Genomic DNA, 25,815 nt, shown 5'->3' on the forward strand with positions numbered 1-25,815 from the left:
ATTCTAGCAAATCTAGAATGCCTTGTCAACACTTTTTTTGAAGTTTTTTTCACTTCTCGTGTCTGCTGTCTCTCGCGAAACAGCTTATTTATAATATCATCTCTGACCTGTCTTGTCAATAACTTTTTTAAAGTTTTGGAACCTTTTCAAGTTTGTGGCAAGTCAGTTAAGACAACTTTTATATCTTATCACCCAATTTAGTTCTTGTCAATAGGGTTTAGTAATGTTATTAACCTTTTTTAGACTGAACTTTTTTGAATCCTTGATACAATACCCATCCAACAACTACGCCAAGAGCATTCTGGCAGAAATTAGGAATTACTTCTGCGATTGAAGCTCCTGTTCCATACATAAATACTGAAGCAAGTGCATAGCCACCCACCATCACAACTGCTGCAATCAGAAGGCCTAGGATACGATAGCTCCCTTTTAAGCCAGCAAAATAACCTTGTGCACCATGTATTAACAAACTGATAAACATCCATTGCGGAGCAGATGATAGCAGATCTATCAGAAAAGCAGACAATCCGCCCACAATTGCCCCCTCTTTCTTCCCAAGATAGAAGGCTGTGAAGTAGATTCCTGCATCTACCAAAGTTAAAAGCCCTGTTGGAGTCGGAATTTTAGCTACGAATCCAAAGGTCACTGATAAAGCCGTTAAGACAGCTAATAATGTTAGCTCTTTTGTTTTCTTATTTTGCATATTGAACTACTCCAAATTCATTTGATTGTTTAATTGATTCATAAACGAAGGCTTTAGCATTTGCTACAGCTTCAGTTTCTGAACAGCCTTTGACTAATTCACTAGCTATACTTGAAGCAAATGTACATCCTGCACCGGTATTGTTTTTGTCTAGCACAGCTTCTTCAAACAATTTGTAATCTGTTCCATCATAAAAGACATCTATCGCTTTATTACCATCCAAGCGATTTCCACCTTTGACAACGACAGTCTTAGCACCTAATTCATTGAGATAGCTAGCCGCATGCTTCATGTCATCAAGAGTCTTAACCTTTCTATCTATAAGCAGTTCGACTTCAGGTAAGTTCGGAGTGATAACCGTGGTATAAGGGAAAAATTTAACCAATTCATCACGTAGTTGAGAAACTTCAACGTCATGAGTCTCCTTACATACTAAAACGGGATCCAAGACAATTGGAATATCAGAATGTTTTTTAACAAAATCCAACGTTAATTCTGCGATTTCAACGTTAGGCAACAAACCAATTTTTATTGCTGAGAATGGGACATCTTTTAGTGAGTCAAGTTGTTGTTTAAAAACATTAGTATCAACCGGAATGACCTCAAAACCATTCTCAGTCATAGCTGTCAGACAGGTAAGAGCCACAAATCCATGCTGTTTATTTGTGGTAAACGTCGCTAAATCTGCATGAAGTCCGCCACCACTAAAAATATCATTCCCCGAAATCGCTAAAATCAATTCATCACTCATATCTTATCTCCTTCAAATATAACCCATTTCCTGCTGCCGTTGGTCCTGCGAGATTACGATTACGACTTTCCAACACTGTCTTAACTTGCGAAACAGGCATGCGACCATTGCCAATCTTCAACAAGGTACCGACCATATTTCTAACTTGCTTATAGAGAAAACCATTGCCAGAAAAAGTAAAGATATAAAATCCAGTTTTCTCATCGATAGATACACTAGCTTGTGTAATTGTGCGTACTTTATTTTCTACAGAAGTTCCTGAAGCTGTGAAGCCTGTAAAATCATGTGTACCGACCAAATCCTTAGCGGCCTCCTGCATAGGTGCTAAACTTAGAGGGTAGGGATAGTGGGTCGCATAATTACGCATCATAGGGTTCTTAGGTCGCCCTGCATCTACTAGAAACTCATAAGTTTTACTATGTTTATTGTATCGTGCATGAAATTCTTCTGATACAAGTTCAATACTAACAACATCAATATCATCTGGACATTGCGTATCTAAACCAAAACGTAACTTCTCTGGATCCCGCTCCTGGGGCAAGTCGAAGTGGATAACTTGTCCATAGGCATGAACACCTGCATCTGTACGCCCCGCTCCATGAACGGTGACAGGTGTACCGCTATTTAACCGTAAAAGAGTCTTTTCAAGCTCTTCTTGAATAGAACGTGCATTTGGTTGTCTTTGAAAACCTGAGAAAAGTGTACCATCATAGGAAATTGTCGCTTTGTATCTAACCATAAAATTATCATATCAGATTTTTTCAAGGATAAAAAGTAGGTCGATTGTCAAGTGACCCCATACAGTTTTCGAAATAAAGAAAAAGACGCCTTCAGCGTCCTTCCTTTATAAATCTTCTAAGGCATCCTTTACTTTATTGAAGAAACCTTTTTTCTGTGGTGCGATTTTTTCATCTCCACTTGCCTTGGCGAATGCAAGGAGAGCTTCTTTTTGAGCATCGTTTAGCTTCGTAGGAGTTACAATCTTAACTGTAACGTGTTGGTCTCCTTGTGAACCTCCACGAAGACGTGGAGCACCCTTTCCTTTTAGACGGAAAGTTTTGCCTGTTTGAGTTCCTGCTGGAATGGTCATCTCAACATTTCCATGAACTGTTGGTACTTCGACAGTATCACCAAGAGCTGCTTGGACAAAGGAAATGTTAAGTGTATAGTAAATTGTTGAACCATCACGAGTAAATTTATCGCTTGGATTAACATTGATGATTACAAAGAGGTCTCCATAAGGACCACCATTGAAACCAGCTTCACCTTGACCCGCAAGACGAATTTGTTGACCTGTTTCAACACCTGCTGGAATCTTGACAGATACTTTATGACTTTGTTTTTCATGTCCTGTTCCATGACAAGTTTGACATGGCTCTTTAATTTCTTGACCTGTTCCATGACAGACATCACAGGTTACTTGACGACGCATCATACCAAGTGGTGTTTGCGTATCAACATTGATAACTCCTTGACCATGACAGCGACCACAAGTTACAGGGCTTGTGCCAGGTTTTGCACCAGATCCCGAACATGTCTTACATGTTGCTTCACGATTGTAGTGAACTTCTTTTTCGGCACCAAAAATCGCCTCTTCGAAGCTTAGGTTGACACGGTACTGAAGATCATCACCTTGACGTGGAGCATTCGGGTTACGAGTAGCACCACCACCAAAGAAGCTAGAGAAGATATCCTCAAAGCCACCAAAGCCTGCACCACCATCGAAGCCACCAAAGCCTCCTTGACCACCAAAACCATTCGCACCATCTGGTCCGTATTGGTCATAGGCTGCACGTTTTTGGTCATCACTTAAAGTTTCGTAGGCCTCTTGAACCTCTTTATATTTTTCTTCCGCACCCGGTTCTTTATTAATGTCTGGGTGGTATTTCTTAGACATCTTACGATAGGCACGTTTAATTTCATCTTGAGAGGCATCCTTAGATACCCCAAGACGATCGTAATATTCGGTATTGTTCATAATTTTAGATACAAAGGGCATCTAATGGAGAAAGCCAAAGTAATAGTTTTGAAGATGAACACCTAGTCCCTTGAAACCAACTATCTTTTTTGCTTAATCCATAGCCCGTGTTCAACGACGAACACTCTTTGTTCCTTTCTATTTTATATTTGTTACGATACGAAGTAAAACTATATCTTATATTCACTTCACTTATTTTAGCGAAAAACAGAGGCTGGTTTGCAACCTCTGGATTTCTTTTTATCATTTACTAGCTAAGCTCAACACCTTACCGAACTGAGCACGCCCTAACCTCTTGGTGAAAAAGAGAAATCTTCCTATTTTCACTGTGAGGTTTTAATGGACTTTACATCTTATTTTTCAGTAAACTCTCCGTCTACGACATCGTCGCCTGGGTTATCTGCTGTTTGTGCACCTTCTGCTCCTGCTTGAGCTTGTTGTGCTGCTGCAGCTTGTTCGTAAAGTTTAACTGCAAGAGCTTGAGCTTTTTCGTTAAGAGCTTCCAATTTAGCCTTCATATCATCAAGATTGCCTGATTCTTGAGCTTTCTTAAGGTCATCAAGAGCTGATTGAGCAACATCACGTTCTGTGTCGAAGCCTTTACCTTCTGTTTCTTTGATTGTTTTTTCAGTCGCAAAGATAGCTTGGTCAACTTCGTTACGAAGATCTACTTCTTCTTTACGTTTTGCATCTGCTTCAGCATTTGCTTCAGCATCTTTCATCATCTTTTCAATTTCTTCGTCTGTCAAACCAGAGTTAGATTGGATGACAATTGTTTGTTCTTTTTGAGTTCCAAGGTCTTTAGCTTTAACAGATACGATACCGTTCTTATCAATATCGAAAGTAACTTCGATTTGTGGGATACCACGAGGTGCAGCTGGGATATCAGTCAATTGGAAGCGTCCAAGAGTCTTGTTATCTGCTGCCATTGGGCGTTCCCCTTGGAGAACATGGATATCAACGGCTGGTTGGTTGTCTGCTGCAGTTGAGAAGACTTGTGATTTAGATGTTGGAATAGTAGTGTTGCGGTCAATAAGTTTTGTGAACACTCCACCCATTGTTTCGATACCAAGTGACAATGGAGTTACATCAAGAAGGACAACGTCTTTGACATCACCAGTAATAACACCACCTTGGATAGCAGCACCCATGGCAACTACTTCATCAGGGTTAACTGATTTGTTTGGTTCTTTACCAGTTTCAGCTTTAACAGCTTCTACAACGGCAGGGATACGAGTTGAACCACCGACAAGGATAACTTCGTCAATATCTGACAAGCTCAAACCTGCATCTGAAAGGGCTTGACGAACTGGAGTTTTCGTACGTTCTACAAGGTCACGAGTCAAATCATCGAATTTCGCACGAGTCAATGTCATTTCCAAGTGAAGAGGTCCAGCCTCACCGGCAGTGATGAATGGCAAGCTGATTTGTGTTGAAGTGACACCTGAAAGGTCTTTCTTAGCTTTTTCTGCTGCGTCTTTCAAACGTTGAAGAGCCATCTTGTCTGTTGACAAGTCGATTCCATTTTCTTTCTTGAATTCTTCAACCATGTGGTCGATGATTTTTTGGTCAAAGTCATCACCACCGAGTTTGTTATCCCCTGCAGTGGCCAATACGTCAAAGACACCGTCACCAAGTTCAAGGATAGATACGTCGAATGTACCACCACCAAGGTCGAATACCAAGATTTTTTCTTCTTTATCAGTCTTATCCAAACCATAAGCAAGGGCTGCTGCTGTTGGTTCGTTGACGATACGTTCTACTTCAAGACCAGCGATTTTACCAGCGTCTTTTGTTGCTTGACGTTGTGCATCGTTGAAGTAAGCAGGAACTGTGATAACTGCTTTAGTTACTTTTTCACCAAGGTAATCTTCAGCATAACCTTTCAAGTATTGAAGAATCATAGCTGAAATCTCTTGTGGTGTGTATTCTTTACCGTTTGCAGAAACTTTTTCAGAAGTACCCATCTTAGATTTGATAGAGATGATTGTATCTGGGTTTGTTACTGCTTGACGTTTTGCAGCGTCACCAACGATGATTTCACCATTTTTGAATGACACAACAGATGGAGTTGTGCGGTTACCTTCTGGGTTTGCGATAATTTTTGATTCAGTTCCTTCAAGAACTGCTACTGCTGAGTTTGTTGTACCTAAGTCAATACCAATGATTTTAGACATATGTTTTTCCCCTTTTTACTTAATTTCTATTTTGCTTTTTTATCTTTCATTCATAGTTTTCTGTCATTTCGGACAAGTTTTCAATTATGTTACGACACAAGAAGTCGAAATCGATTTTATTTTGACGACGAGTTAGTTAGGAGGCTAGGCAAGCGCCATAGCGATTGCCGTTTTCTGACGAGTTGCTTCAGCAACCGTCAGAATTGCCTAGTTGAACACGCCCTAAGCTCTGGGTAAAAAAGATAGATTTCCTTGTGTTCATCGAACACTTCGTCAATCTCCTATTTTTACTGTGAGCTTTTACGGACTTTGTATCCTAGTTGTATACAACTACCATAGCTGGGCGTAAGACGCGTTCGTGGAGTTTATACCCTTTTTGGAAAACTTGTGCAATCGTATCTGCTGGATGTTCATCATCTGCAGGCATTGTTTGAATAGCCATGTGGAAGTTATGATCGAAATCACCATCTGCTGGAATTTCTTCAATCCCTTCCTCTTTAAGAGCATGCACTAAACTTTCTTGCACCATTTCCAAACCTTTTTTGACATCATCAGTCAAGCCCTCAACGGCAAGAGCACGTTCAAGGTTATCAAGTGATGGCAAAATTGCTTTTGCCAAATCTTGGCTACGATACTTTTGTAATTGTTGACGTTCTTCATTTGCACGGCGCTGAATGTTTTGCATTTCTGCATGGGCACGAAGGTATTTGTTTTCAAATTCTTCGGCACGCGCTTGGGCTTCTTCAAGTTCAGAAGGTTCGCTTACTTCCTCTACAACTTCTTCAGTTGTCTCCGTAGCTTCCTCTTCTTTCACTTCTTCTTTTTTAATATCTTCAGTCAAGGCATACACCTCTTTCTATACTTTTTAAATGTTATATCTTAGCTAACTTCATAATGGTTACTATTGAGGTAACGGTAATAATCCGTCAACTTCATAACCAAAACTCTACTAATAACATTGACCAAACTAACCATGCGACGATAATCCATTTCAACTGGGCCAATCACATGCATGAGCGCCATCCCACGATAAGGAATCAGGAATTTATGACTCATAACTGTGACATTTTCAAGCGCTTCTTCAGTTGATTCTGCAACCGAAATCTTGGTCACTTCATCATCGGAGATAGCTGATCGAAGCTCAAGTGCCACATGTTGTGGATTGTCCAAAAATTGATAAGTTTTTAAGTCGGCATAAGTCAGTGATGCAACCTTACCTTCGATGAAAATCAATTCCTTAAAAAGTTGTGAAAAGATATAATCAAACAAATCTAGAACATTATCTGTTATCTTGAAATACTTCTGCACAATCTGAGGAATCTCAGTTCTCAATCGGTAATGGATATCTAAGACAGTGTTTCCCAAAAAACGTTCTTGAACAAGCTTATGAAGAATTTCCAAATCACTAGACAAGAAATTTTTTGGAATAGCAAACTGAACTGTCACAGGCTTAGATTCATCTAGAGTAAGAACCGCTAAAGCGTCGTGATTGGATAGATGAACAATGTCAAATCCAGTCAGACGTTGTCGTGTCGGTTCCACATCTTGAATCACTGCTGTACATCCTGTCATTTCTGCCAGCAACTTCGCCGCTGCATCCAAGATATCTTCAAGTTTAAAGGCTTCAAAATCAAAGGCCTTGACCACTTGGTAAACATCTTGTTCATCAATCGTATCAAGATTCAAAGAATTAGCGACGAAATACTGGAAACCTGCTCGGCTTGGCATACGCCCACTAGAAGTATGAGCTTTTTCAAGATAGCCCATCTTTTCAAGCTTGGCCATGTCATTACGAATGGTCGCTGAACTCGAATCAATTGATTCTTGTAATGCTTTAGAACCAACCGGTTCATGTGTACGAGTGAACATCTCAACTATCAAATTCAAAATAGTGTTTTGCCTTTGCGTAATCACGATGTCACCTCATTTCTATTCATTAGCACTCTAATACATCGACTGCTAACTTATGATTCTATTATACACCTAAACTTGAACATGTCAACCCAAAAAACCAAAAAAATTAGCACTCTTTTTGCGAGAGTGCTAAAAATACATCTTAAGACCTAGAAAAGCAAAAAAAGAGCACCTCAGAGGTACTCTAATCTTATCAATCATATTTTGACAAATGATAGGTCTCAATAATAGATATGAGGTGTTTGGCATAATCTGGATCACTGCTAAAACCCGCAGCTTGTAGTTTTTCTGCCGCAACTTTATAACTAGTCGTTCCTGCCACCTCTTTATAGGTCGACTCGCCCCATGTTCCTTGGCGAAGTTCTTCTAAATAAGTCATCATAGAACTTGACCAATCCTTAAAAACTGCAAAATCCACCTTTTGGTATTGCCATTTACCTTTACTGTAGATACTATCCTTTAAACGAATACGTTCTTGACCTGGCTGAGCAGGGAGACTGTAGATGTTATGGTATTTAACAGATAAAAGACTGCTACCATAATTTGACTCATATGCAGCTTGACTAAGGAGAATAGACGCAGGTACACCATAGTTTTTAGACATCTTTTGAGCTGTTGGAGCTAAGGTCTCAATAAATTCTTGCTGTGTGTAAGCAACCTTTACCGCACGCGCATTATCATCTGTAGAGGCATGAAGAATCAAAGGTAAGAGAATACCTAAAGCAAAAACAACAACTAAGGTAATGAAGGCTTTTAGTTTAAAACGTCGTCTCACTTAGCTTTCTCCTTTAATAATGCCAAATATTCCTCCAAAGTAAGATTATGTTCAGTCATATACTCTGCTGACTCTTTACCAACATAGCGGAAATGCCAATCCTCGTAGCCTACACCCGTTGACGATGTTTTACCATCTGGAAAACGAAGAACAAAGCCATATTTCGGCGCCAACTCTTTGACTTTAGCTACTGTATCTGGATCTGCTTCATTTAAGCTATCTACAGTACTCATATCAATCGCAAGACCTGTTTGGTGTTCACTCGCTCCTGGTGGTTGTGAATAGGTTTGAACCTTTTTCTCCGCCTGAGACTCCGTCAAACTTGGGTCAGCAGCCATTTCCTGCTGAACATAACTGTTATAAAGTTCTGTCTGATAAGCAACACTACGATAACCTGATATCAAGTGATAACTTGGATCAATTTCTTGAGCAGCCGCTAAAAACTCCTTAACGTTCTTAGCAATTCTTGCATCTACAGAAACACCATCAACGTCAGCAATCTCAGGGTTAAGTTCTTTAGACTTATTATCTCGATTTACCAAAAGCAATTGCCAGTCTTTAGGCGATACATCAGGTAGTCCCTTTGTATCCTTGCTTTGAGTCGCATCGGTAGCTTGTTTACTACTTTTTGTTACTGACGATCCATTGGTTTGTTGGACTGTACGGCTGACACCAAATACTGAATAAAGTCCTGCTGCAACTAAAAGAACTGCAATCAAGACACTACTGATAACCAAAAACCAGTTGGTTTGCTTTTTCGCCCGACGGCGACTTGGATAGTTATTTTTTACCATTTTCTTTTTCTATTATCTCTCGCCCAACCTGACGATAAGTCATATCGCCAAGTGCTTCTAATGTAAATTTACCATTTTCATAAGCAACAACAGTAACCGAACCGTTGTCCAATGAAGGATGCTCGACAGAAGGATCAATTAACCATGCAAAAGTTGCGATAGTCATACCATGACTAACGACGATAGCATCACCACCACCAGACCTCTCAAGATCCTCAGCCATAGCTGTAAACCCTTCTATAATACGTTTCCTGAGCACTTCCCAAGACTCTGCCCAACCAGCCGTATCCACATCAAGGATACCTTGTGCAAGTTCAGGATAAGTTACCTCATGCAAATCCTTACCTTGAAAAGCATCTGTTCTCGGTAGCACACCGTAGAAAAGTTCACCATCATAGCCACCATCTAAACTACCAAAACACCACTCACGAATACGTTTGTCACGTTTATAGGGAATAGTTTCTAAACCCGTCTCACGCAAAATGATATCCATGGTTTGAATCGTTCGACCTGAATCACTAGAATATGCAGCTTTAAAAGGAATACCTGCTGCTTTCAGACCTAGCCCCAATTCACGAATACCTTCTTCACCGAACGGGGTCAAAGGGCTATCAGACCAACCTTGTGCACGACCAATGGTGTTAAACATGGTTTTGCCGTGTCTCGCAATATATAACCTAACCTTACTCATAGCGCCCCTTCTTTCCGTCATTTTTGAATTCATTATAGCACAAATCCCCTCGACTATCTAGCCAGCGAGACCATCAGAAAATGCCTTACCAATTGGCAAAGCATTTATCATCCGTTTAGTTTTTAAAGCTGTGAACAGGAGCTGGGATTTGACCACCACGCGCAATGAAGTCAGCCGACGAAGCTTTGTTTACCTTCATTACCGGTGCATACCCAAGAAGACCTCCAAGTTCCAACATGTCACCTTCCTTACCATAAGGAATAATACGAACAGCTGTTGTTTTCTGGTTAATAACACCGATAGCTGCTTCATCAGCAATCATGGCCGCGATTGTAGTATCTGGCGTATCAGCAGGAATAGCAATCATGTCTAGACCAACAGAACAGATGGCTGTCATAGCTTCCAATTTTTCAAGATTGATATGACCAGATTTAACAGCCGCAATCATACCCTCATCTTCAGAAACTGGAATAAAGGCACCTGACAAACCACCAACTTGGTTACATGCCATGATACCACCTTTTTTAACTTGGTCATTAAGAAGGGCTAGAGCTGCAGTAGTACCATGTGTACCAACAACTTCAAGACCCATCGCTTCAAGGACACGGGCTACTGAATCACCAACTGCTGGTGTTGGTGCAAGAGACAAATCTACAATACCGAACTCGACACCAAGACGTTCACTGGCCATTTGACCAACCAACTGACCAACACGTGTGATTTTGAAGGCAGTCTTCTTAACTGTTTCAGCTAAAACATCGAAACTTTCGCCTGGAACTTTCTCAACTGCACGTTGCACAACACCAGGACCCGAAACCCCAACATTGATTACAACATCAGCCTCACCAACACCGTGGAAGGCACCTGCCATAAATGGATTATCTTCAACCGCATTGGCAAAGACAACCAATTTACCTGGACCCATTGGATCTGCCTGAGAAGCCTCTTTGATGATACGTCCCATGTCACGTACTGCTGTCATGTTAATACCGGTCTTTGTTGAACCAATGTTGACAGACGAACAGACAAAATCAGTATCTGCAAGCGCACGTGGAATAGAATTAATAAGAATTTCATCACCTTTTTGGTAGCCCTTCTGAACGAGTGCAGAGAAACCACCAATAAAGTTAACGCCGATTTCCTTAGCTGCTCGGTCAAGCGCCTTCGCAAAAGGTACATAGTCTGTAGCATCTGTTGCCGCACCGATGATTGAAATCGGAGTAACAGATACACGTTTATTAACAATCGGAATACCAAGTTCAGCCGCAATCTCGTCGCCAATAGTTACCAAATCCTTAGCCTTAGATACAATCTTGTTATATACTTTTTCCGCTGCCTTATCGATATCTGAATCGATACAGTCTAGGAGTGAGATTCCCATGGTAATGGTACGAACATCAAAATTCTGTTCCTCAATCATGGCAATGGTTTCTGTGACCTGTTTAATATCCATTTTAAGCTACTCCTATCTTACAAGTTGTGCATCGCATCAAAAATCGCTGAACTTTGGATGTTGATTTTAACGTTCAATGACTCACCAAAGGCTTCCAATTCAGCACGTAGGTGTGTAAAATCTTGTTTGCCTTCCGATGATACAACCGCCATCATGGTAAAGAATTCATCAAGGACTGTTTGAGAAATATCATCAATATTCAAACCAAGTTCTGCTACCTTAGTCGCAACACCCGCAACAATACCTGCTTTGTCCTTACCTACAACTGTAATAATTGCTTTCATGAGAAGCCTCCATCATTTTATTTTGTATAATTTTAGCATATTTTGATTAAAAATGCTATTTTTTATGAAAATTGCCTCTTTTTTCTTGAAAAAGACGAATATTTCAGCGACATTTAATCATTATCGTTTATGAAAACATCCTCTCTTTGACTTAACTACTTGTGGATAAACTTGTTCACAACCTAAATAATTTCCTTCTTTTAAAACCTTGAAAAATCAATATTCAACACAGTTAACAGACTTATCCACACCTGTGGATAAGTCTGTGGGTAACTTGTCAATAAACAAAAAATACCGCCAAATTTAGGCGATATCTTAGCTTTATTTCCATTTTAAATTAACATGGGCATTCATTTCTTTATAGGCAGTATCGATACGTTCTTTGGTCTCTTCATCTAGTTTATTTCTGTATTTACCACCTTTAATGAAATCCTCTAAAATATAAGTTTGGTAAGTATACAAAGGATACCCCTCTGGCGAAGTTGTTCCTTTAGGCGTACGGTTAACCCAAGTCGGATGTGCTTGAGCCGTCTTAATCGTGGTTTGACCATTCTTTTTCTCAAGGGTCACATCCATTAAGACACCTCTCTCTGTCCACTCTGCACTATCCACACCATCCATAGTCTCTATGCGCTGGTTAGAGATAAAATTCCCCATTGAGTAAATAATAAGTTTTTGCTGCCCATCCTTTTTAACCACCTCTGAAGGCTCAACCACATGAGGATGACCTCCAAAGATAATATCGGCACCCCAATCAATCATCTTATGATAGAGTTTAACCTGTTCATCTGTCGGTTCCAAACGATACTCAACACCCATCTGAGGCATGATAACCGTAATATCTGCTTCTTTTTCTGCACGCTGAATCTCAGCTTTCATACGTTTTTCATCCAAATTCGATAAGTGGTCTGCAACCTCTTTATCCGTTAAGTTTGACTCTAGGCCATTGTAACCATAAGCATAGGAAAGTATTGCAACCTTGATACCATTAACATTCTTTATGAGGAGTGGCGCCTTGTCACGAACTGGCTTTTCATAAACACCAACAGGATCAATTCCTACTTTTTTAAAAGCATCAGCTGTTGTAAAAGCTCCCTCTAAACCAGAATCCAAGATATGATTATGAGCCAAATCCATGACATCATAGCCAGCATCCTTAATAGCTGCAGTCACTGATTGAGGAGCATTAAACAGAGGATAGCCTGACAAGGGATAGTCAGGATTGATAGTTCCCTCAAAATCACCCAAAACCAAATCAGCCTGCTTTAACCACGGCTTCACATAAGTAAAATTCTCCGTGAAATCATAACTACCATCTGCCTGCAGGGCACTCATATAGAGACCGTCATGATAGAGCAAGTCCCCATTAGCCATGATACGTGCTGTCTGTACTTGGTTCGAGGCACTCTTTTGCTGTTCGTTCTTACTATGAACAATTAAAATCTCAAGAAAAAGCAAACCTAAGACAAGAGCAATTAACCCCATCAAAATCTTATTAGTCATCGCATTGTCACGCTTTTTAGCCTGGCTCTGTTTCATAATACTCTCCTTTTTCATACTTCTAGTGTACCAAAAAAACTTATCCATTGATGATAAAAAAGATTAATAAACGGTTACATCTCAATTCCACGACGATTGAAAAGAGCAGTTTTCTTAGACAAGATAAAAACTCTACTTCATACTGAAGTAGAGTTCTGTTAATGATTAGCGTGTTGGTGTGTATTCCAAATCTTTACCATGTTTAGCTACAAAATCAGACATTTCAGAGTCTGGAATTTGACGTAAGTAGAGATTGGCACGAATCGTTTCATCTTCCTCACGACAAGTAGAAAGAACGAGGTATTTATCTGAAGCACTAACCTTCAAATCCTTGTTTTTAACACTTGCTTGATCATAGATAATATCCAACTGTTGTTTAAAGTCTTTATCACTTTCAAATGATGTACGATAGAAAGCTGTGTCTTCAGGCACAATTACCATAGCAAGCGCTTCATAATAGTACTTACGTTGAGGCGTCTCAATAACAACATATTTGTGTTTATCAAAGAACGACTGATCACTATAGTAGTTAACATCGTTGAACATACGACTATCAGCAACCTTACTGCCTCGAGCATGGCCAAAGAGCCAAGTCAAACGATCACTGAAATCTTTCTTATTGTCTGTATCCATGAAGACAGTTCCCAAATACGGAACGTTTCCTCCATCAAATGTTTTATCTAAATAGGTTGAATTGTCCGTTGTTTGAACAACTGGCTCATCCAATTTAGTCCCTGGTGCATAGACATAAGCGATAGTATCAGGGTTTGTTGCCTCAAGACCATCAAATTTATTTTTGAGGTAGGCTTTCTCCTCATCTGAAACTTTATAAGTGTTTGCTTTTTTAGTCGTTAAAACACTCTTAACACCATTAGAGGATGATGCTGTTGGAGACATAAACTGGAAGCCAAGGAAGATAGCCAAAGCAGCAATTACTACGGCAGAAATCCCAGCAATCAGTTTATTGCGAGATCCATTAGATTTACGATTGTGATTACTCATAAAATGTCAAATCCTTTTCTTTATCCATAGAAAAATATCACCGAAGCCCTAGCCCCAGTGATATTCTTTTTAGCAATAGCAGTTAATTATTTAACAGCTGCTGTGTTTGGAAGAGCTTTAGCGTCAGCTTTTGCTGCTGCTGGAGCTTTCTTTTCTGCAGCTTTAACAGCTTTAGCTTCTTCTTTAGCGTCTTTGTTAGCGTTAGCTTTATCAGTAACTACAAATTCGTCTTTGATGATGTTTCCGTTAGCATCACGTTTTGGTTCGATGTGTTCACCAGCATCTTCAAATTTTTGTTTAGTTGAATCTGCATCAACGTTGTTAAGACCATCTTTAGCAGCTTGAGTAAGACCATCAGTCTCGTTTGAGAAGAAGTCTTTACCAGTTACTTCTGTTTTGTTATCAAGGTTTCCAGTGTGAACGTTACCGTCGTTAGCGAAAACTGCTGCTGATGAAGCGAATACTGCAAGAACTGCAGCTGATGTAAGCAATACTTTTTTCATAATTGTTTCTCCTCTAATGGATTATTATATATTTAGTATCAGGACCTCCCTGACATCTATAGATTATAACACTATCTAGAGATATGTCAACAATTTTTAAAAACTTTTTTAAATTTTTAATATATCCTACAATTCCTACAAACAAAGGGTTTTTGAAGTCTGTTACCAAATAGTAATAATTAATCATTTTTAATTTTAATGTTATTTTAGCTAATTTATTATGTCCTCTGCTAAGTTTAAATACAAATTTAAATCATATATAAAAGCATAATTTTTAAAATATACATTCATTATTATAAAAAACAATGGCTAGAAGAGTCCTATAAAATGACCAAATCTAAGTTGTTTGAGGTATAGAACAATATCAACTTTCAAATGAATGTACTCATTCACTCTGAGCGCTTTTGTATGATAACTACATAATATGCAGGGCCTAAAAACCGAATAGATTAGAGAAACATTAGCATTTTTAAAAACATTTCTGCCTAAAAAGTTCTATTATTGGGTTAAAATGCTTGAAAAATAAACTATTATCTTATTTTTAAAAGCGTTTCAACTAAGGTGAAGTCAAGAAAATTCCTTTGAAAACACTCCCTCTTACCAAGACCTCTTCTCAGAATAACAAGTCTCCAAAAAACTAATACACAAATCAATTGGATTGTTTTACTTCTCTTATTTCAGACGAAATAGTTCTTCCACTTGTTTATTAAAGACTTGTGCTATTTTTAAAGCCATTTCCAACGAAGGGTTGTAGCGGTTATTTTCTAAGTGAACAATCGTTTCTCTCCGTATTCCTACTTGATCTGCTAAATCTTGTTGAGTCATACCATAAGCTTCCCTTACTTCTTTCAAGTTAGTCTTTATTTTACTTTCTTTCGCCATATTTCATCCCCTTTTTTCAATGATAAAGTAAGTAATGGCAAATAATAAGAGTAAAAAAGCCACCAAAATATAAAGAAATCCAGCATTCAAAATGAAAACTTTACAGACGGCTATCAAGGTTGCAATTCCCAATAATATAAAGATTGCTATTGTAAACAAAATGGAAGAGGACTTTGCAATATTTCTATAAAATCGTTCATCGGGTTTTTCATTAATTCTCTTGAATAAGAAGTAAAACATTAATAACAACTGAACACTTAATCCAATTCCTAACATTATATTCTTAATCAAAGAACCAGGAGTTAGAAGCCAAACTCCAATAGTATAAATCGAGGACGAGAGAAATACAAGCACTGTATATAATTTTGCAGTAATCCCAAACATATTTTTCTCTTTCTTTTGATAGGTTGATTTTGAGAGGACCGATAGCATCGTACAAGCCAAATACGTAGGAAGCCAAGACATCGTCATAATAGCACCTTTTGCTAGAATCGGTAGATGATTCCCCAGCAATAAAACTAAACATACAACAATAAGCACGCTAGCGATATAAAGGATTATCTTTAAGTTCTTCGACATTTTCATTTTCGTCACCTTCTTTCACTATGTTATAAATACATCACACCTTATCTGTTATAAATATATCACATTGTTGTCAGAATTTCAAGATGAAGACAAAACTCTAGTAAGATTTTGAACAATTTTTCAGAAATCTATACAAAAAAGCACCCATGAGGTAAACTCTTGAGTGCTTTGAAACGTTGATATAATCGTATCGATTAACGTTTTGAGTGCAGTGGTTGCCATCCAATCAAACATCGCTTCGCTTGTTTTCTTGGGGCAACTATGCATAGCATATCTCTATGCGACTAAAGTCGCTAGAGCTATCCTAATTGCGCACCGCCAATTCTCATACAAAAAAACACCTTGCAAGTTGCAAAGTATTTTCGTTTGTATTGTGCTTCCCAGCAACGAATTAACGTTTTGAGAATTGTGAAGCTTTACGAGCTTTCTTAAGACCTGGTTTTTATAACCGATGCTATTTAGCCATTATTTTTAGTCTTTTTCAAGATTTGTTGCTTAAAAAACCATAGATAACATTAACAATCATCAGCAGCGGGGCAATAGGAATGAGATTTGGAAAAAGATAACCAACTAATAATATGATTACTAGCTGCAATCCATATAATAGTGCCCACCGATAAGGTATCTTTTTTTCTTCAGCTGATAACGGTCTTTGACTCGTCTTGATCACCATTGCTGTCATGATTATCCAAGCTACATCCCAAAGGGCAAGAACGATGAGGTAAAACAGGAGAAAGGCAAAATTAGCGGAATGCTGTCCAATCCCTCGAGTCGCTAAGGGAACAAAACTAGCTGTTAAAAGCCAAAAACTATTGGCTCCAAATAAACGAAAGCTGACATGATCTACTAATTTGTAGAGTTCATGATAATATAGCCAGACTGCCATGATTTGCAAAAAACTAGTAATGTAGATAAAAAGCATGGGTAGCATGCTTCTAAGTCCTACTACTGTCAATTCCTCAGGTAACTGTAACTCCAAGGCCATAATTGTGACAATAATGGCCAATATAGCATCTGACAAGGCTTCTACCCTTTGTTTTTCCATTCTGCCCTCCTAATGACTGCTTTTTTGCTTTTTTCTAATGGCTGAGAGGTAGTTTCTAACGGCTGTGTTGAGGGCTCTATGCTGCAGCCATCAATCCCACAAACTAAACCTGTCTCTTCTGAATTGCTGTCTAATAGTTGAAAAGGGGTATCTATCATTTTATTGTGCTCCTTCCTCTGCTTGAATTTGTTTTAATACCGCTAACATGTATTCATAAGGCTGAGCACCTGAAATGCCATACTTATTGTTCAGAACAAAGAAAGGTGCACCTTGAACGCCTGATTGATTGGCTTCTAAGATATCGCGTTTGACCTCGTCAGCAAACGCATCGCCAGCAAGAACCTGCACTGCCTCTTCTTGTGGTAGAGCGAACTCACTGATAACAGCTAGTAACACAGAATGATCCGCAATATTGGCATGTTCTTCAAAGTAAAGATAGTACAAGGCCATAATGAAATTTTGATGATCTTTTTTATCTAAATACTTCTGCGACCATTTAATAAGACGGTGAGCTGAAAAGGTGTTGGTTGGGATAATCCCCGCCATATCAATACGAAGCCCTTCTTCATTTCCCACGCTTTCCATGTGCGCAAACTGAGCTTTAGCTTGCTCAGTGGTCATACCGTGACTGGCAGCAAACTCTGTGAGCATGGTTTCACTTGTTTCTAAAGGCGCATTGGGATTTAGCTGGTAAGCTTTCATTGTCAAATCTTCCGGGTTTAAACCAACAGCTGCCATAGCACGCTTCATCCGACTAGCACCAATGTAACAAAATGGACAGGCAATATCTGACCAGTAACTAATTTCCATATTTCTTCCTTTCTTTCTACTACCAAGAAGCTTTTTTCAACCCAGGAATGACACCTTGGTAAACTTGCTGGCGTAAACAAATCCGACAAAGTTTAAACTTGCGGTAAACCGAATGCGGGCGGCCGCATGCCAAACAGCGTGAGTATTCTTGAACCGGATAGGCCTTCTTTTTCCTTTGTATCAAAGCTTTTCTTGCCATTTAAACCTCTTTCTTATCCACCAATTGACCCTTTTTAAAGACTAATAAACTCGTCAGGGTAGGCTGAATGCCAAATAAAGAAATAAGACGGGGCACTTGAAAAATATCTGCTTGGTAAAGCACCAAATGCTCTCGTTCAGCCGTGTCTATGAGTTCTTTTTGCCCAAGAGACGATAGACTGCATTGATTTCCTGAAACAAGAAGAGCTAGATTTTGATGTTCGGCTAACAGTTCTTCTAATTCGATACTAGACGTGACTGATTTCATCATAGGTTATCAATATAGGCCAATGTATCTAGGGCAGCAATGGCACCGCTACCTGCTGCAGTAATGGCTTGTTGGTATTTTGGATCTTGCACATCACCAGCTGCAAAAATACCTGCAACAGAGGTCTTTGCTGTTCCTGCCTGTGTTTGAATATAGCCTTTATCATCCAATGCTAATTTTCCATCAAGAAAATCGGTGTTTGGCTGATGACCAATGGCCACAAAGAGACCGTCAGCCTGAATGTGCTCAATATCACCTGTTTCATTATTACGAACATCCAAACCAGTCATTCCCATCAGATTAGATGTAACTTTGACAGGCGTGTAATTTAACATCCAATGAATTTTATCATTTGCCTGAGCCCGTTTGGCCATAATATCAGATGCGCGTAACTCATTGCGGCGGTGGACAACGGTCACCTTCGATGCAAAGCGTGTCAAATAGAGGGCTTCTTCCATAGCGACATCACCCCCGCCAACTACAAGGATTTCACGCTCTTTATAGAAGAAAGCATCACAGGTCGCACAAGCGCTGACACCTTTTCCGATGGCCTCTTCTTCGCCTTCAATCCCTAGGTATTTAGCGCTAGAGCCTGTTGCGATAATAACGGCCTTGGTATCAATGATTTCACCATTATCCAGATGTACCTCGAAAGGAGACGATTCGCCTTCAATTTTTTGAACAAATCCAAAGGTCATTTCGGTGCCAAACTGTTCTGCTTGGCGGCGCATTGTTTGGACTAATTCATTGCCATCAATCCCGTTTTCAAAACCTGGATAATTTTCTACGAGGGTTGTGGTGGTTAATTGACCACCCTCAGAATAGCCTGTGATCAATCGATTTTTCAAACCAGCTCGACTTAAATAAATGCCAGCTGTGTACCCTGCAGGTCCTGAACCTACAATAATTGCATCATACATAAATCACCTCATGATAACTGTGCTTGGATTTTTTCTATCAATGTTTTTTTAGGATGAACACCAACAAGAGCATCAACGGGTTTGCCATCTTTAAAAATCACCATTGTTGGGATAGAACGAATGCCAAAGAGATTGGCCAGATCTTGTGATTGGTCCACATCCACCTGAGCAATCGTTACTTTTCCGTCAAAGTCCTGTGAAAGTTCTTCCACTACCGGCTCCATCATCCGACAAGGTGGGCACCACTGCGCCCCAAAATCGATAAAACTTACCCCATTTTGGATAGATTTCGCAAATGTTTCGGTTGTTAGTTGTGTCGTCATAAAAAACTCCTATCTAAAATAAATCGCTTCTATTCAATCATATAATTGAATAGCATAAGAATAAAAGAATGAATTTCAAAAAGGTTAACTTAGCCCTTCTAAAAATCCAATTTGTATCACTTAGTTTGTTTGAGATACTAAATAAGAAGTATTTCAAAGATATAATTCAATGAAATTATTGAATAGTTTGAGTGAAAAAGAATTCAACTTTTTTATTGAATAATTGAATTATAGCACACTAAATCTATTTTGCAATGATTTTGCTCACGAGTCTCCGGTTATAAGAAAAGACTAAGGAATACACCTTAGTCAAGTTCTGAACGAGAGGATGCACCCCACTTCCAATCAGCAAAACTGCGATTGAGACTATAGATACTGTAGCCTAAACTCTGTAAATCCTGTGCTGCTAGGTTAGCATAGCCACATTGGCGCCCGCGACAATAAACAATGATGGTCTTCTCTTTGGGAAGCTGAGCTTTTTTTTGATCAAACTCATCGATTGGTAAATTAAGAGCTTTTGGCAAGTGCCCTGCCTCATACTCCTCAACAGGCCTTAAATCAAGCAGGAGAACATCTGTCTGAGCTGCTAATTCAATTGCATTAGCGAGCTCAATCTGAGGAACACCAGCTGCCTCATCATAGTCTGACTCAATCGCTCTGACTTCTGCTAACTGTTCTTCACCGACGGCAAATAACAGAAGGACTAACTGGACAACCTTTTCAGAAGCCAAGCTATAACGGATAAAATTACCATTTCGACTCGTCACCACCAAGTGACTTTCTTTTAAAACCTGAAGGTGGCGCGAAGTATTGGCAACAGAGAGACCCGTCGCATGCGCAATTCCCTCAACTGTCTTTGGTCCCTGTGATAATATATTTAAAATATCAAGACGCTTCTCACTTCCTAGCCCCTTTGTTAAGCGAGATAGCTCTTGGTAAATATTTTGTTTGTAATCAATCATTGTCTCTTGCATCAAATCAACTCCTTATCTATTCAATTCAATAGTATAATTCTTAAAAACAGTTGTCAACTATTCCATTCGAAAGATGTTGATACTCATTTGTGGCAAAAAAGCCGGCATTCGCCAAAAAATAAAAAGAATACTTATCCTTAACATTTACTAATATTAATAGGAAGAGAACTTCATTATTCCTCTTAATTCTATAAAAAGTGTGGCTAATTTGAGGCAAAATATTAAATTGAATTTGCCACAAATTAATGGCTCCACTATTATTTTAAATCAAGAAGTAGTAAATAATCTTATTTTTTTACTACCAGACTGTCTTTAGATATTAGCTTTTCGTCACCCACTACAGTTGACATAGACCCACAAAAAACTCAAAAACCTTGTGATGTAAGACTGGCACGGAGAAGACCAATCTATCATCACAAGGTAAGAGTATTCAAATCTTATTGAAGACTCAAATAATAACAAATTTTAATTAAGGATAGTAATATCATAGATTTTTCTAGAAGTTTCTTGAGGTGAAATTTTCGTTACCTGTCTTTTATCTTCTAAGAAATTACCTTCTTCAAGTGAAGTGGAGAGACCACTCCAAGGTTCCAAAGCAATGAATGGACTTTTATTAGTTGTAGACCACAGAATCAAGTTCGGAAAATCATCAAAATCTACTCGAAGACCTTTACCAGACTTCCTTGACCGAAGCGTTACGCTACGAGACTTGAGCTGGTCAAGTGTAATGGCATCATGGGAAAAAAGTGAGTAGTCCAAATCGAGAATCTTTTGATTTTCCAAAAAAGGTGTCCGATCTTGCAAATCTAATAATCCTGTCTCAGGAAAACTCTTTGGTATCGAGCAAGACTCAACCTCACTAAATTCAATATAATAATCCTCATAGTTTTCACCTTCTACTAAAGGACAATTGAATGCTGGATGGGCTCCAATAAAGTAAGGCATTGTTTTTTCCATTTCCAAATTCGTTACCTGAAATTCGGTTCTAATTGATTTACCATTCAAGGTATAAACAACTCTTAGTTCAAACTGATAAAGGTAATTATCAAGCATCTCAGCATTTGGTTTAATACTGAAAGTCACGCTATTTTCATTAACTTCTTCAAGAGTAAATTCTTCTTTTCGAACAAAACCATGTCTACGAATTAGACCTGTAAAAAAGGGTCTTTCTTGAGGTCTATAAATAGCCCAATCATTACGTAAACTACCACAGATAGGAAATAGAATTGGTGCCTGTCCATTCCAATACTCTGGATCAGCTTGCCAGAGATATTCTAACCCATCTTTGTCTTTAATCGAAGTCAGTTGACCACCAAGTGTTTTAAACTGAACCGTAAGATACTCGTTTTTTAATTCGATAGTCACAGTCAATTCCTTTCTTTTTGTTATTGGAAAGGCAAATAATCTACCTCGAAGTGAACAGTCTCACATATTGCTACATCGAGTAATTGTAAAACTTCCCATTCAAATTCGGATAATGCTAAATCAGAATGGCAAATCCACTCTTTTCCAGGTGAAACACACCAGTTACTACATTTTAGTAGTGAGGTAGCTTCAAGCTCAGGAATTATAGGACAATCTTCGAAATTAATAATATATACCTTTTCAAAGCCTGATCTAAAAATCGGATAACAAATTATTACATTCTCAGGTGATATTACTCTATCACTTGAGTTTCTGCTACTTTCTTATACCAATGTGCTGATTTCTTAGGATAGCGTTCTTGCGTATCAAAGTCTACATAGAACAATCCATAACGTTTTTCATAACCATTTGACCATGAGAAAACGTCCATAAGTGACCAAATGAAGTAACCTTTAACATTTGCACCATCCGCAATCGCGTCTGATAAAACTTCCAAGTGTTGCTTCACGTAATCAATACGACCATCATCATAAACAGTATTATCTACAAACTCATCTTTGTATCCGAGACCGTTTTCAGTGATGTAAATCTTCTTGTAATTCGGATAATCATTTTTCACTCGCATGATTTGGTCATACAAGCCTTCAGGATAAATAATCCAATCCCAGTCTGTGCGTGGAACATAGTCAGGAGCTACTCGACGACCAACACCCTTAATTTGGTACTTAGAGCTTCCTTTTTCACCCTTACCATTGTGAATGATTTCAGTCTCACCATCAAAAGCTTGCATCCAATCACTCATGTAATAGTTGATACCAAGGAAATCATTCAAATCTTTAGCTGCTTCAAGTGCTTGGAAGTCTTCATCACGAAGATCAAGTTCTCCACCATTCTCAGCTAGGATATGGTTGACACCTTCCATCGTTTTATCTGAATAGTGCCCAAGATATGTTGCATCCAAGATAAATTTGTTATGGATGATGTCTTCAAGTTCAGCAGCACGAACATCTGCTGGATTTTCCGGATCATAAGGGTATTTAGTTGGTAAAGCATGAACAACACCAATTTCACCTTTATAACCTTTATCCTTATACAATTTTACAGCACGTGCATGAGAGACCATCATGTTGTGGTGTGATTGGAAGACTTTGGCAAGATCATATTGAATGCCTGGAGGGAATTTACCAACCAAGTATTGACCATCACCAATTGGGCCAATTTCATTGAAAGTTGTCCAGTAGTTTACTTCTGGAAACTCTTCAAAACAGAAAGCGGCATAATCTACAAAGTGTTCTATATTTTCGCGGTTTAAGAAATCTCCATTTGAATGAAGAGCTTCTGGTGTGTCAAAATGATGCAAAGTCACAAATGGTTCAACATGACGCTTGTGGCATTCAGCAAATAGTTTATGGTAGAATTCAACACCTTTTTCGTTTACTTCGCCGTAGCCCGTTGGGAAAATACGAGACCAGGCAATAGAAATACGAATACCATTAACACCATATTCTTCAGCTAATTCTAAATCAACTGGGTATTTATGGTAAAAATCACTTGCAGGCTCTGCTGTATACCAATAATTATCTTCAAGATACTTATCCCATGCAACTGGGCCTTTACCATCTGTATGAGTCGCACCTTCTGCTTGATAAGCAGCTGTAGCGCCACCAAAAATAAAATCTTTAGGAAGTGTTTTAGTCATAACTATAAATCCTTTCAAAAAAAGCATTTGAGACAAGATTCTGAGTTCCGGAAACCAAGGAAATGAAATGATATGGTTAACAATATTAAAAGGAATGGAAAGAGTAATCTCGTCTCAAATAACTTTTACAAATTTATTAATCAAATTGTTGTTGAACAAATGCAAGAGCACCTTGTCCATCACGTGTCAATTTGATATATTGAGCTCCTTCAGTTTTTGCAAGTTTAATGCCCAATTTATCTGTTTCAGCCTTCATATCATCGAAGTTTGAAGCGACCTGTGGAGCCAAGATAACCAAGTCAAACTCTGGCAACATTTCACGGTGAGCACCGTAACCACCCGCTGCCGCTTTGACTGGAACATTGTATTCTGCTGCTGCTTTGTTCAAGGCATTGGCAAGCAAGCCACTTGTACCTCCACCTGCACAAAGAACAAGGACATTAGTTTCTTCTGTGATGTTATTGTCTGCTACTACATCTTCTTTAGCAACGCCTGCTTTTTCAAGAACGGCATCTGCTTTAGCAGTATTGAAGTTTGCAGCTACTTTTTCTTTAAGAGCATCGTTTGTTTTACCAGAACGTTCTTCTTCAAGAATTTGTTCATCGTATACCTTAACAAATGGGTAATAAATGATAGTATCAACAACTACCAAGAGTCCGGCTAAGATAAATGATAGAACTTGGAAGTTAGTACCGAGTACAATTCCCAACGGACCAGGAGTAACCCATGGAAGGTTGGCAGAGAATGAGTTCATGTTCAATGTGTCAACAAAGAATTTAAAGATCCAAACGTTGACAATCGGAGCTAAAATGAACGGTACAAAGAAAATCGGATTCAATACGATTGGTGCACCAAATAAGATTGGCTCGTTAACCCCAAAGAATGTTGGAACAACTGAGGCACGTCCGATAGCACGGTTACGTTCTGATTTACAAATCCACATGAACAAGAATGGAACAATCAATGTAGCCCCTGTACCACCCATGGTAACAATGAACATTTGAGTGCCAGAAGTGATAACTTTATCTGCATGTTGTCCAGCTTGGATAAGATGCAAGTTTGCATCGATATTGGCGTAAGTGATAGCGGCGATTGCTGGTTCAACGATTGAAGGACCGTGGATACCAACAAACCAGAAGAAAGCATAAGCACCAAAGATAAGAGTAATTCCAAGGTAACCATCTGCAGCTGAGAAAAGAGGAGCAAGAAGTGTACCAATTGATTCTGCAACAGTTACACCAAGAGTTCCCTTAACAAGGAGTTCAAGTCCATAAAGGAGAACAACTGAGACGGTGAACGGAATCAAGTCCTTAAATACTTGAGAGATATTTGGTGGAACCTCTTCAGGCATACGAATGGTAACATTATTTTTTACACAGACTTTATAAACATTAACTGTCACAAAGGCTGCGATAAATGCTGTCAAGAGACCTTTTGTACCCATGAAGGCTGTCAAGAAGCCTCCTTCTTTAGCAGGTTCAGCTGCCATCAAAAGGAAACCAACCATAGACGCTAGCATTGTAGACAAGAAGTTAATCTGATTAGTCGCAGGTAGGTCACGGTTCATCGAATCCGTCAAAGCTTTAGCGGTAGTACCACCAACAAAGAATGCTAGGATACCCATCGAATAGCTATAAGGAGTCATCAAGAAGGTCTCAATGTCTTTTGACCAGTGGAATCCCCAAGCATTTGGGACATAGGCAATAAGGATAAAGATAGATGAGAAAAGGATGACTGGCATACCAGCGATAAATCCATCACGAATAGCACGAAGATAGATGTTTCTAGAGATTTTCTCAAAGAATGGTTTCCCTTTCTCAATAAGTTCAATGAGTTTATGCATTATTTTGCTCCTCTTTTATAAAGTTCGATGAGGTGATGAATCACATCTTTTAATAAGACAGTAGTCATTAAGTGGTCCTGACCATGCATCATGGTAACGCTGTATGGAAGTTCCTCCCCAGAAGCTTCTCGAGCCAACATAGCTGTCTGAGAATTGTGAGCCTCTGCAATACAGCTTCCTGCTTCTACTACAAGACTATCTGCCTTAGCGAAATCACCATTTTCAGCTGCTTTAAGCGCTTCTAAAAGTTTAGAGCGAGCATCTCCAGCATAAGCAACAATTTCAAACCCTAAGAGAGTCATCTCTTCTCTGTTCATAACAATATCCTCCGTTTTATGT

Annotated in this window: 29 protein-coding genes; all 29 read right to left on the reverse strand. The window is 39.0% G+C overall.

The annotated features are described in order from the left end of the window. Positions 1–229: 229 nt before the first annotated feature. The 29 genes from O3670_RS05465 to O3670_RS05605 all read right to left on the reverse strand — a co-directional run bounded on the left by O3670_RS05465 (position 230) and on the right by O3670_RS05605 (position 25,793). Positions 230–703 carry an ECF transporter S component gene (locus tag O3670_RS05465; RefSeq protein ID WP_175057368.1) on the reverse strand — a complete coding sequence of 158 codons (474 nt, stop codon included), beginning with the start codon at positions 701–703 and terminating at the stop codon, positions 230–232. After that, positions 693–1,454, reverse strand: a complete 762-nt coding sequence (locus O3670_RS05470; protein ID WP_014633802.1) for a bifunctional hydroxymethylpyrimidine kinase/phosphomethylpyrimidine kinase — start codon at positions 1,452–1,454, stop codon at positions 693–695. Before O3670_RS05470 ends, O3670_RS05465 begins: the two co-directional genes overlap by 11 nt. Continuing rightward, positions 1,447–2,193: a tRNA pseudouridine(38-40) synthase TruA gene (truA, locus tag O3670_RS05475; RefSeq protein WP_014633801.1), complete on the reverse strand. Its 747-nt coding sequence runs from the start codon at positions 2,191–2,193 to the stop codon at positions 1,447–1,449. Before truA ends, O3670_RS05470 begins: the two co-directional genes overlap by 8 nt. A gap of 105 nt (positions 2,194–2,298) precedes the next feature. After that, positions 2,299–3,432, reverse strand: coding sequence for a molecular chaperone DnaJ (gene dnaJ / locus O3670_RS05480; protein ID WP_002886399.1), 1,134 nt, complete (start codon positions 3,430–3,432; stop codon positions 2,299–2,301). A 353-nt stretch (positions 3,433–3,785) separates the two neighbouring features. After that, on the reverse strand, positions 3,786–5,609 hold the full coding sequence (dnaK, locus tag O3670_RS05485) for a molecular chaperone DnaK (RefSeq protein ID WP_175057367.1): 1,824 nt from the start codon (positions 5,607–5,609) through the stop codon (positions 3,786–3,788). Positions 5,610–5,925: 316 nt separating this feature from the next. Further along, positions 5,926–6,450 (reverse strand): nucleotide exchange factor GrpE, encoded by a 525-nt coding sequence (grpE, locus tag O3670_RS05490; protein ID WP_002886396.1) that lies wholly within the window; start codon positions 6,448–6,450, stop codon positions 5,926–5,928. 38 nt (positions 6,451–6,488) lie between these two features. Continuing rightward, positions 6,489–7,523, reverse strand: coding sequence for a heat-inducible transcriptional repressor HrcA (hrcA, locus tag O3670_RS05495; RefSeq protein ID WP_004182170.1), 1,035 nt, complete (start codon positions 7,521–7,523; stop codon positions 6,489–6,491). Between the two features lie 193 nt (positions 7,524–7,716). After that, positions 7,717–8,298 carry a glycoside hydrolase family 73 protein gene (locus tag O3670_RS05500; protein ID WP_004182173.1) on the reverse strand — a complete coding sequence of 194 codons (582 nt, stop codon included), beginning with the start codon at positions 8,296–8,298 and terminating at the stop codon, positions 7,717–7,719. Next, the gene (locus tag O3670_RS05505) at positions 8,295–9,092 is read right to left on the reverse strand and encodes a M15 family metallopeptidase (protein WP_371595883.1); all 798 of its coding nucleotides are present in this window, start codon (positions 9,090–9,092) and stop codon (positions 8,295–8,297) included. Before O3670_RS05505 ends, O3670_RS05500 begins: the two co-directional genes overlap by 4 nt. Next, positions 9,079–9,783: a histidine phosphatase family protein gene (locus O3670_RS05510; RefSeq protein ID WP_073685764.1), complete on the reverse strand. Its 705-nt coding sequence runs from the start codon at positions 9,781–9,783 to the stop codon at positions 9,079–9,081. The genes O3670_RS05505 and O3670_RS05510 overlap by 14 nt, the downstream gene beginning before the upstream one ends. Positions 9,784–9,898: 115 nt before the next feature. Continuing rightward, complete coding sequence (locus tag O3670_RS05515) at positions 9,899–11,236, reverse strand: PFL family protein (RefSeq protein WP_073685763.1); 1,338 nt, start codon at positions 11,234–11,236, stop codon at positions 9,899–9,901. Positions 11,237–11,253: 17 nt separating this feature from the next. Then, the gene (locus O3670_RS05520) at positions 11,254–11,520 is read right to left on the reverse strand and encodes an ACT domain-containing protein (RefSeq protein ID WP_002889695.1); all 267 of its coding nucleotides are present in this window, start codon (positions 11,518–11,520) and stop codon (positions 11,254–11,256) included. A 321-nt stretch (positions 11,521–11,841) separates the two neighbouring features. Next, a complete protein-coding gene (locus tag O3670_RS05525) occupies positions 11,842–13,059 on the reverse strand; it encodes a CapA family protein (protein ID WP_073685762.1) in 1,218 nt (405 codons plus the stop codon). A gap of 165 nt (positions 13,060–13,224) precedes the next feature. Further along, positions 13,225–14,061 (reverse strand): class B sortase, LPKTxAVK-specific, encoded by an 837-nt coding sequence (gene srtB / locus O3670_RS05530; protein WP_002889691.1) that lies wholly within the window; start codon positions 14,059–14,061, stop codon positions 13,225–13,227. A gap of 86 nt (positions 14,062–14,147) precedes the next feature. Then, on the reverse strand, positions 14,148–14,564 hold the full coding sequence (locus tag O3670_RS05535) for an LPKTxAVK-anchored surface protein (protein ID WP_371595885.1): 417 nt from the start codon (positions 14,562–14,564) through the stop codon (positions 14,148–14,150). Between the two features lie 672 nt (positions 14,565–15,236). Continuing rightward, positions 15,237–15,446 (reverse strand): type II toxin-antitoxin system RelB family anti-toxin, encoded by a 210-nt coding sequence (relB, locus tag O3670_RS05540; protein WP_002886384.1) that lies wholly within the window; start codon positions 15,444–15,446, stop codon positions 15,237–15,239. 3 nt (positions 15,447–15,449) lie between these two features. Continuing rightward, positions 15,450–16,031, reverse strand: a complete 582-nt coding sequence (locus O3670_RS05545) for a hypothetical protein (protein ID WP_371595886.1) — start codon at positions 16,029–16,031, stop codon at positions 15,450–15,452. 481 nt (positions 16,032–16,512) lie between these two features. Next, positions 16,513–17,076, reverse strand: coding sequence for a TMEM175 family protein (locus O3670_RS05550; protein WP_049530577.1), 564 nt, complete (start codon positions 17,074–17,076; stop codon positions 16,513–16,515). Positions 17,077–17,235: 159 nt separating this feature from the next. Beyond that, positions 17,236–17,886, reverse strand: coding sequence for a DsbA family oxidoreductase (locus O3670_RS05555; RefSeq protein ID WP_175057365.1), 651 nt, complete (start codon positions 17,884–17,886; stop codon positions 17,236–17,238). A gap of 19 nt (positions 17,887–17,905) precedes the next feature. Continuing rightward, complete coding sequence (locus O3670_RS05560; RefSeq protein WP_014677714.1) at positions 17,906–18,085, reverse strand: type Z 30S ribosomal protein S14; 180 nt, start codon at positions 18,083–18,085, stop codon at positions 17,906–17,908. Continuing rightward, complete coding sequence (locus O3670_RS05565) at positions 18,086–18,355, reverse strand: hypothetical protein (protein ID WP_037620098.1); 270 nt, start codon at positions 18,353–18,355, stop codon at positions 18,086–18,088. It lies immediately after the preceding gene. Next, positions 18,352–19,272: a thioredoxin-disulfide reductase gene (gene trxB, locus O3670_RS05570; RefSeq protein WP_021143448.1), complete on the reverse strand. Its 921-nt coding sequence runs from the start codon at positions 19,270–19,272 to the stop codon at positions 18,352–18,354. The genes O3670_RS05565 and trxB overlap by 4 nt, the downstream gene beginning before the upstream one ends. An 8-nt stretch (positions 19,273–19,280) precedes the next feature. Beyond that, positions 19,281–19,595, reverse strand: a complete 315-nt coding sequence (gene trxA / locus O3670_RS05575; RefSeq protein ID WP_195187381.1) for a thioredoxin — start codon at positions 19,593–19,595, stop codon at positions 19,281–19,283. A gap of 305 nt (positions 19,596–19,900) precedes the next feature. Then, a complete protein-coding gene (locus tag O3670_RS05580; RefSeq protein ID WP_037604025.1) occupies positions 19,901–20,569 on the reverse strand; it encodes an ArsR/SmtB family transcription factor in 669 nt (222 codons plus the stop codon). Between the two features lie 465 nt (positions 20,570–21,034). Next, entirely contained in the window at positions 21,035–21,934 is a 900-nt protein-coding gene (locus tag O3670_RS05585; RefSeq protein ID WP_371595887.1) for an aldose 1-epimerase family protein, read from the reverse strand. Between the two features lie 20 nt (positions 21,935–21,954). Continuing rightward, positions 21,955–22,227, reverse strand: a complete 273-nt coding sequence (locus O3670_RS05590) for a DUF3884 family protein (RefSeq protein WP_073686143.1) — start codon at positions 22,225–22,227, stop codon at positions 21,955–21,957. Beyond that, positions 22,227–23,633, reverse strand: coding sequence for a 6-phospho-beta-galactosidase (gene lacG, locus O3670_RS05595; protein ID WP_037597316.1), 1,407 nt, complete (start codon positions 23,631–23,633; stop codon positions 22,227–22,229). The genes O3670_RS05590 and lacG overlap by 1 nt, the downstream gene beginning before the upstream one ends. Before the next feature lie 136 nt (positions 23,634–23,769). Beyond that, a complete protein-coding gene (locus tag O3670_RS05600) occupies positions 23,770–25,476 on the reverse strand; it encodes a lactose-specific PTS transporter subunit EIIC (RefSeq protein ID WP_371595888.1) in 1,707 nt (568 codons plus the stop codon). Then, positions 25,476–25,793: a PTS lactose/cellobiose transporter subunit IIA gene (locus tag O3670_RS05605; RefSeq protein WP_002290550.1), complete on the reverse strand. Its 318-nt coding sequence runs from the start codon at positions 25,791–25,793 to the stop codon at positions 25,476–25,478. Before O3670_RS05605 ends, O3670_RS05600 begins: the two co-directional genes overlap by 1 nt. Positions 25,794–25,815 lie beyond the last annotated feature (22 nt).

Source organism: Streptococcus sp. 27098_8_74, assembly GCF_041431705.1.
In the GTDB taxonomy this organism is placed as follows: domain Bacteria; phylum Bacillota; class Bacilli; order Lactobacillales; family Streptococcaceae; genus Streptococcus; species Streptococcus salivarius_E.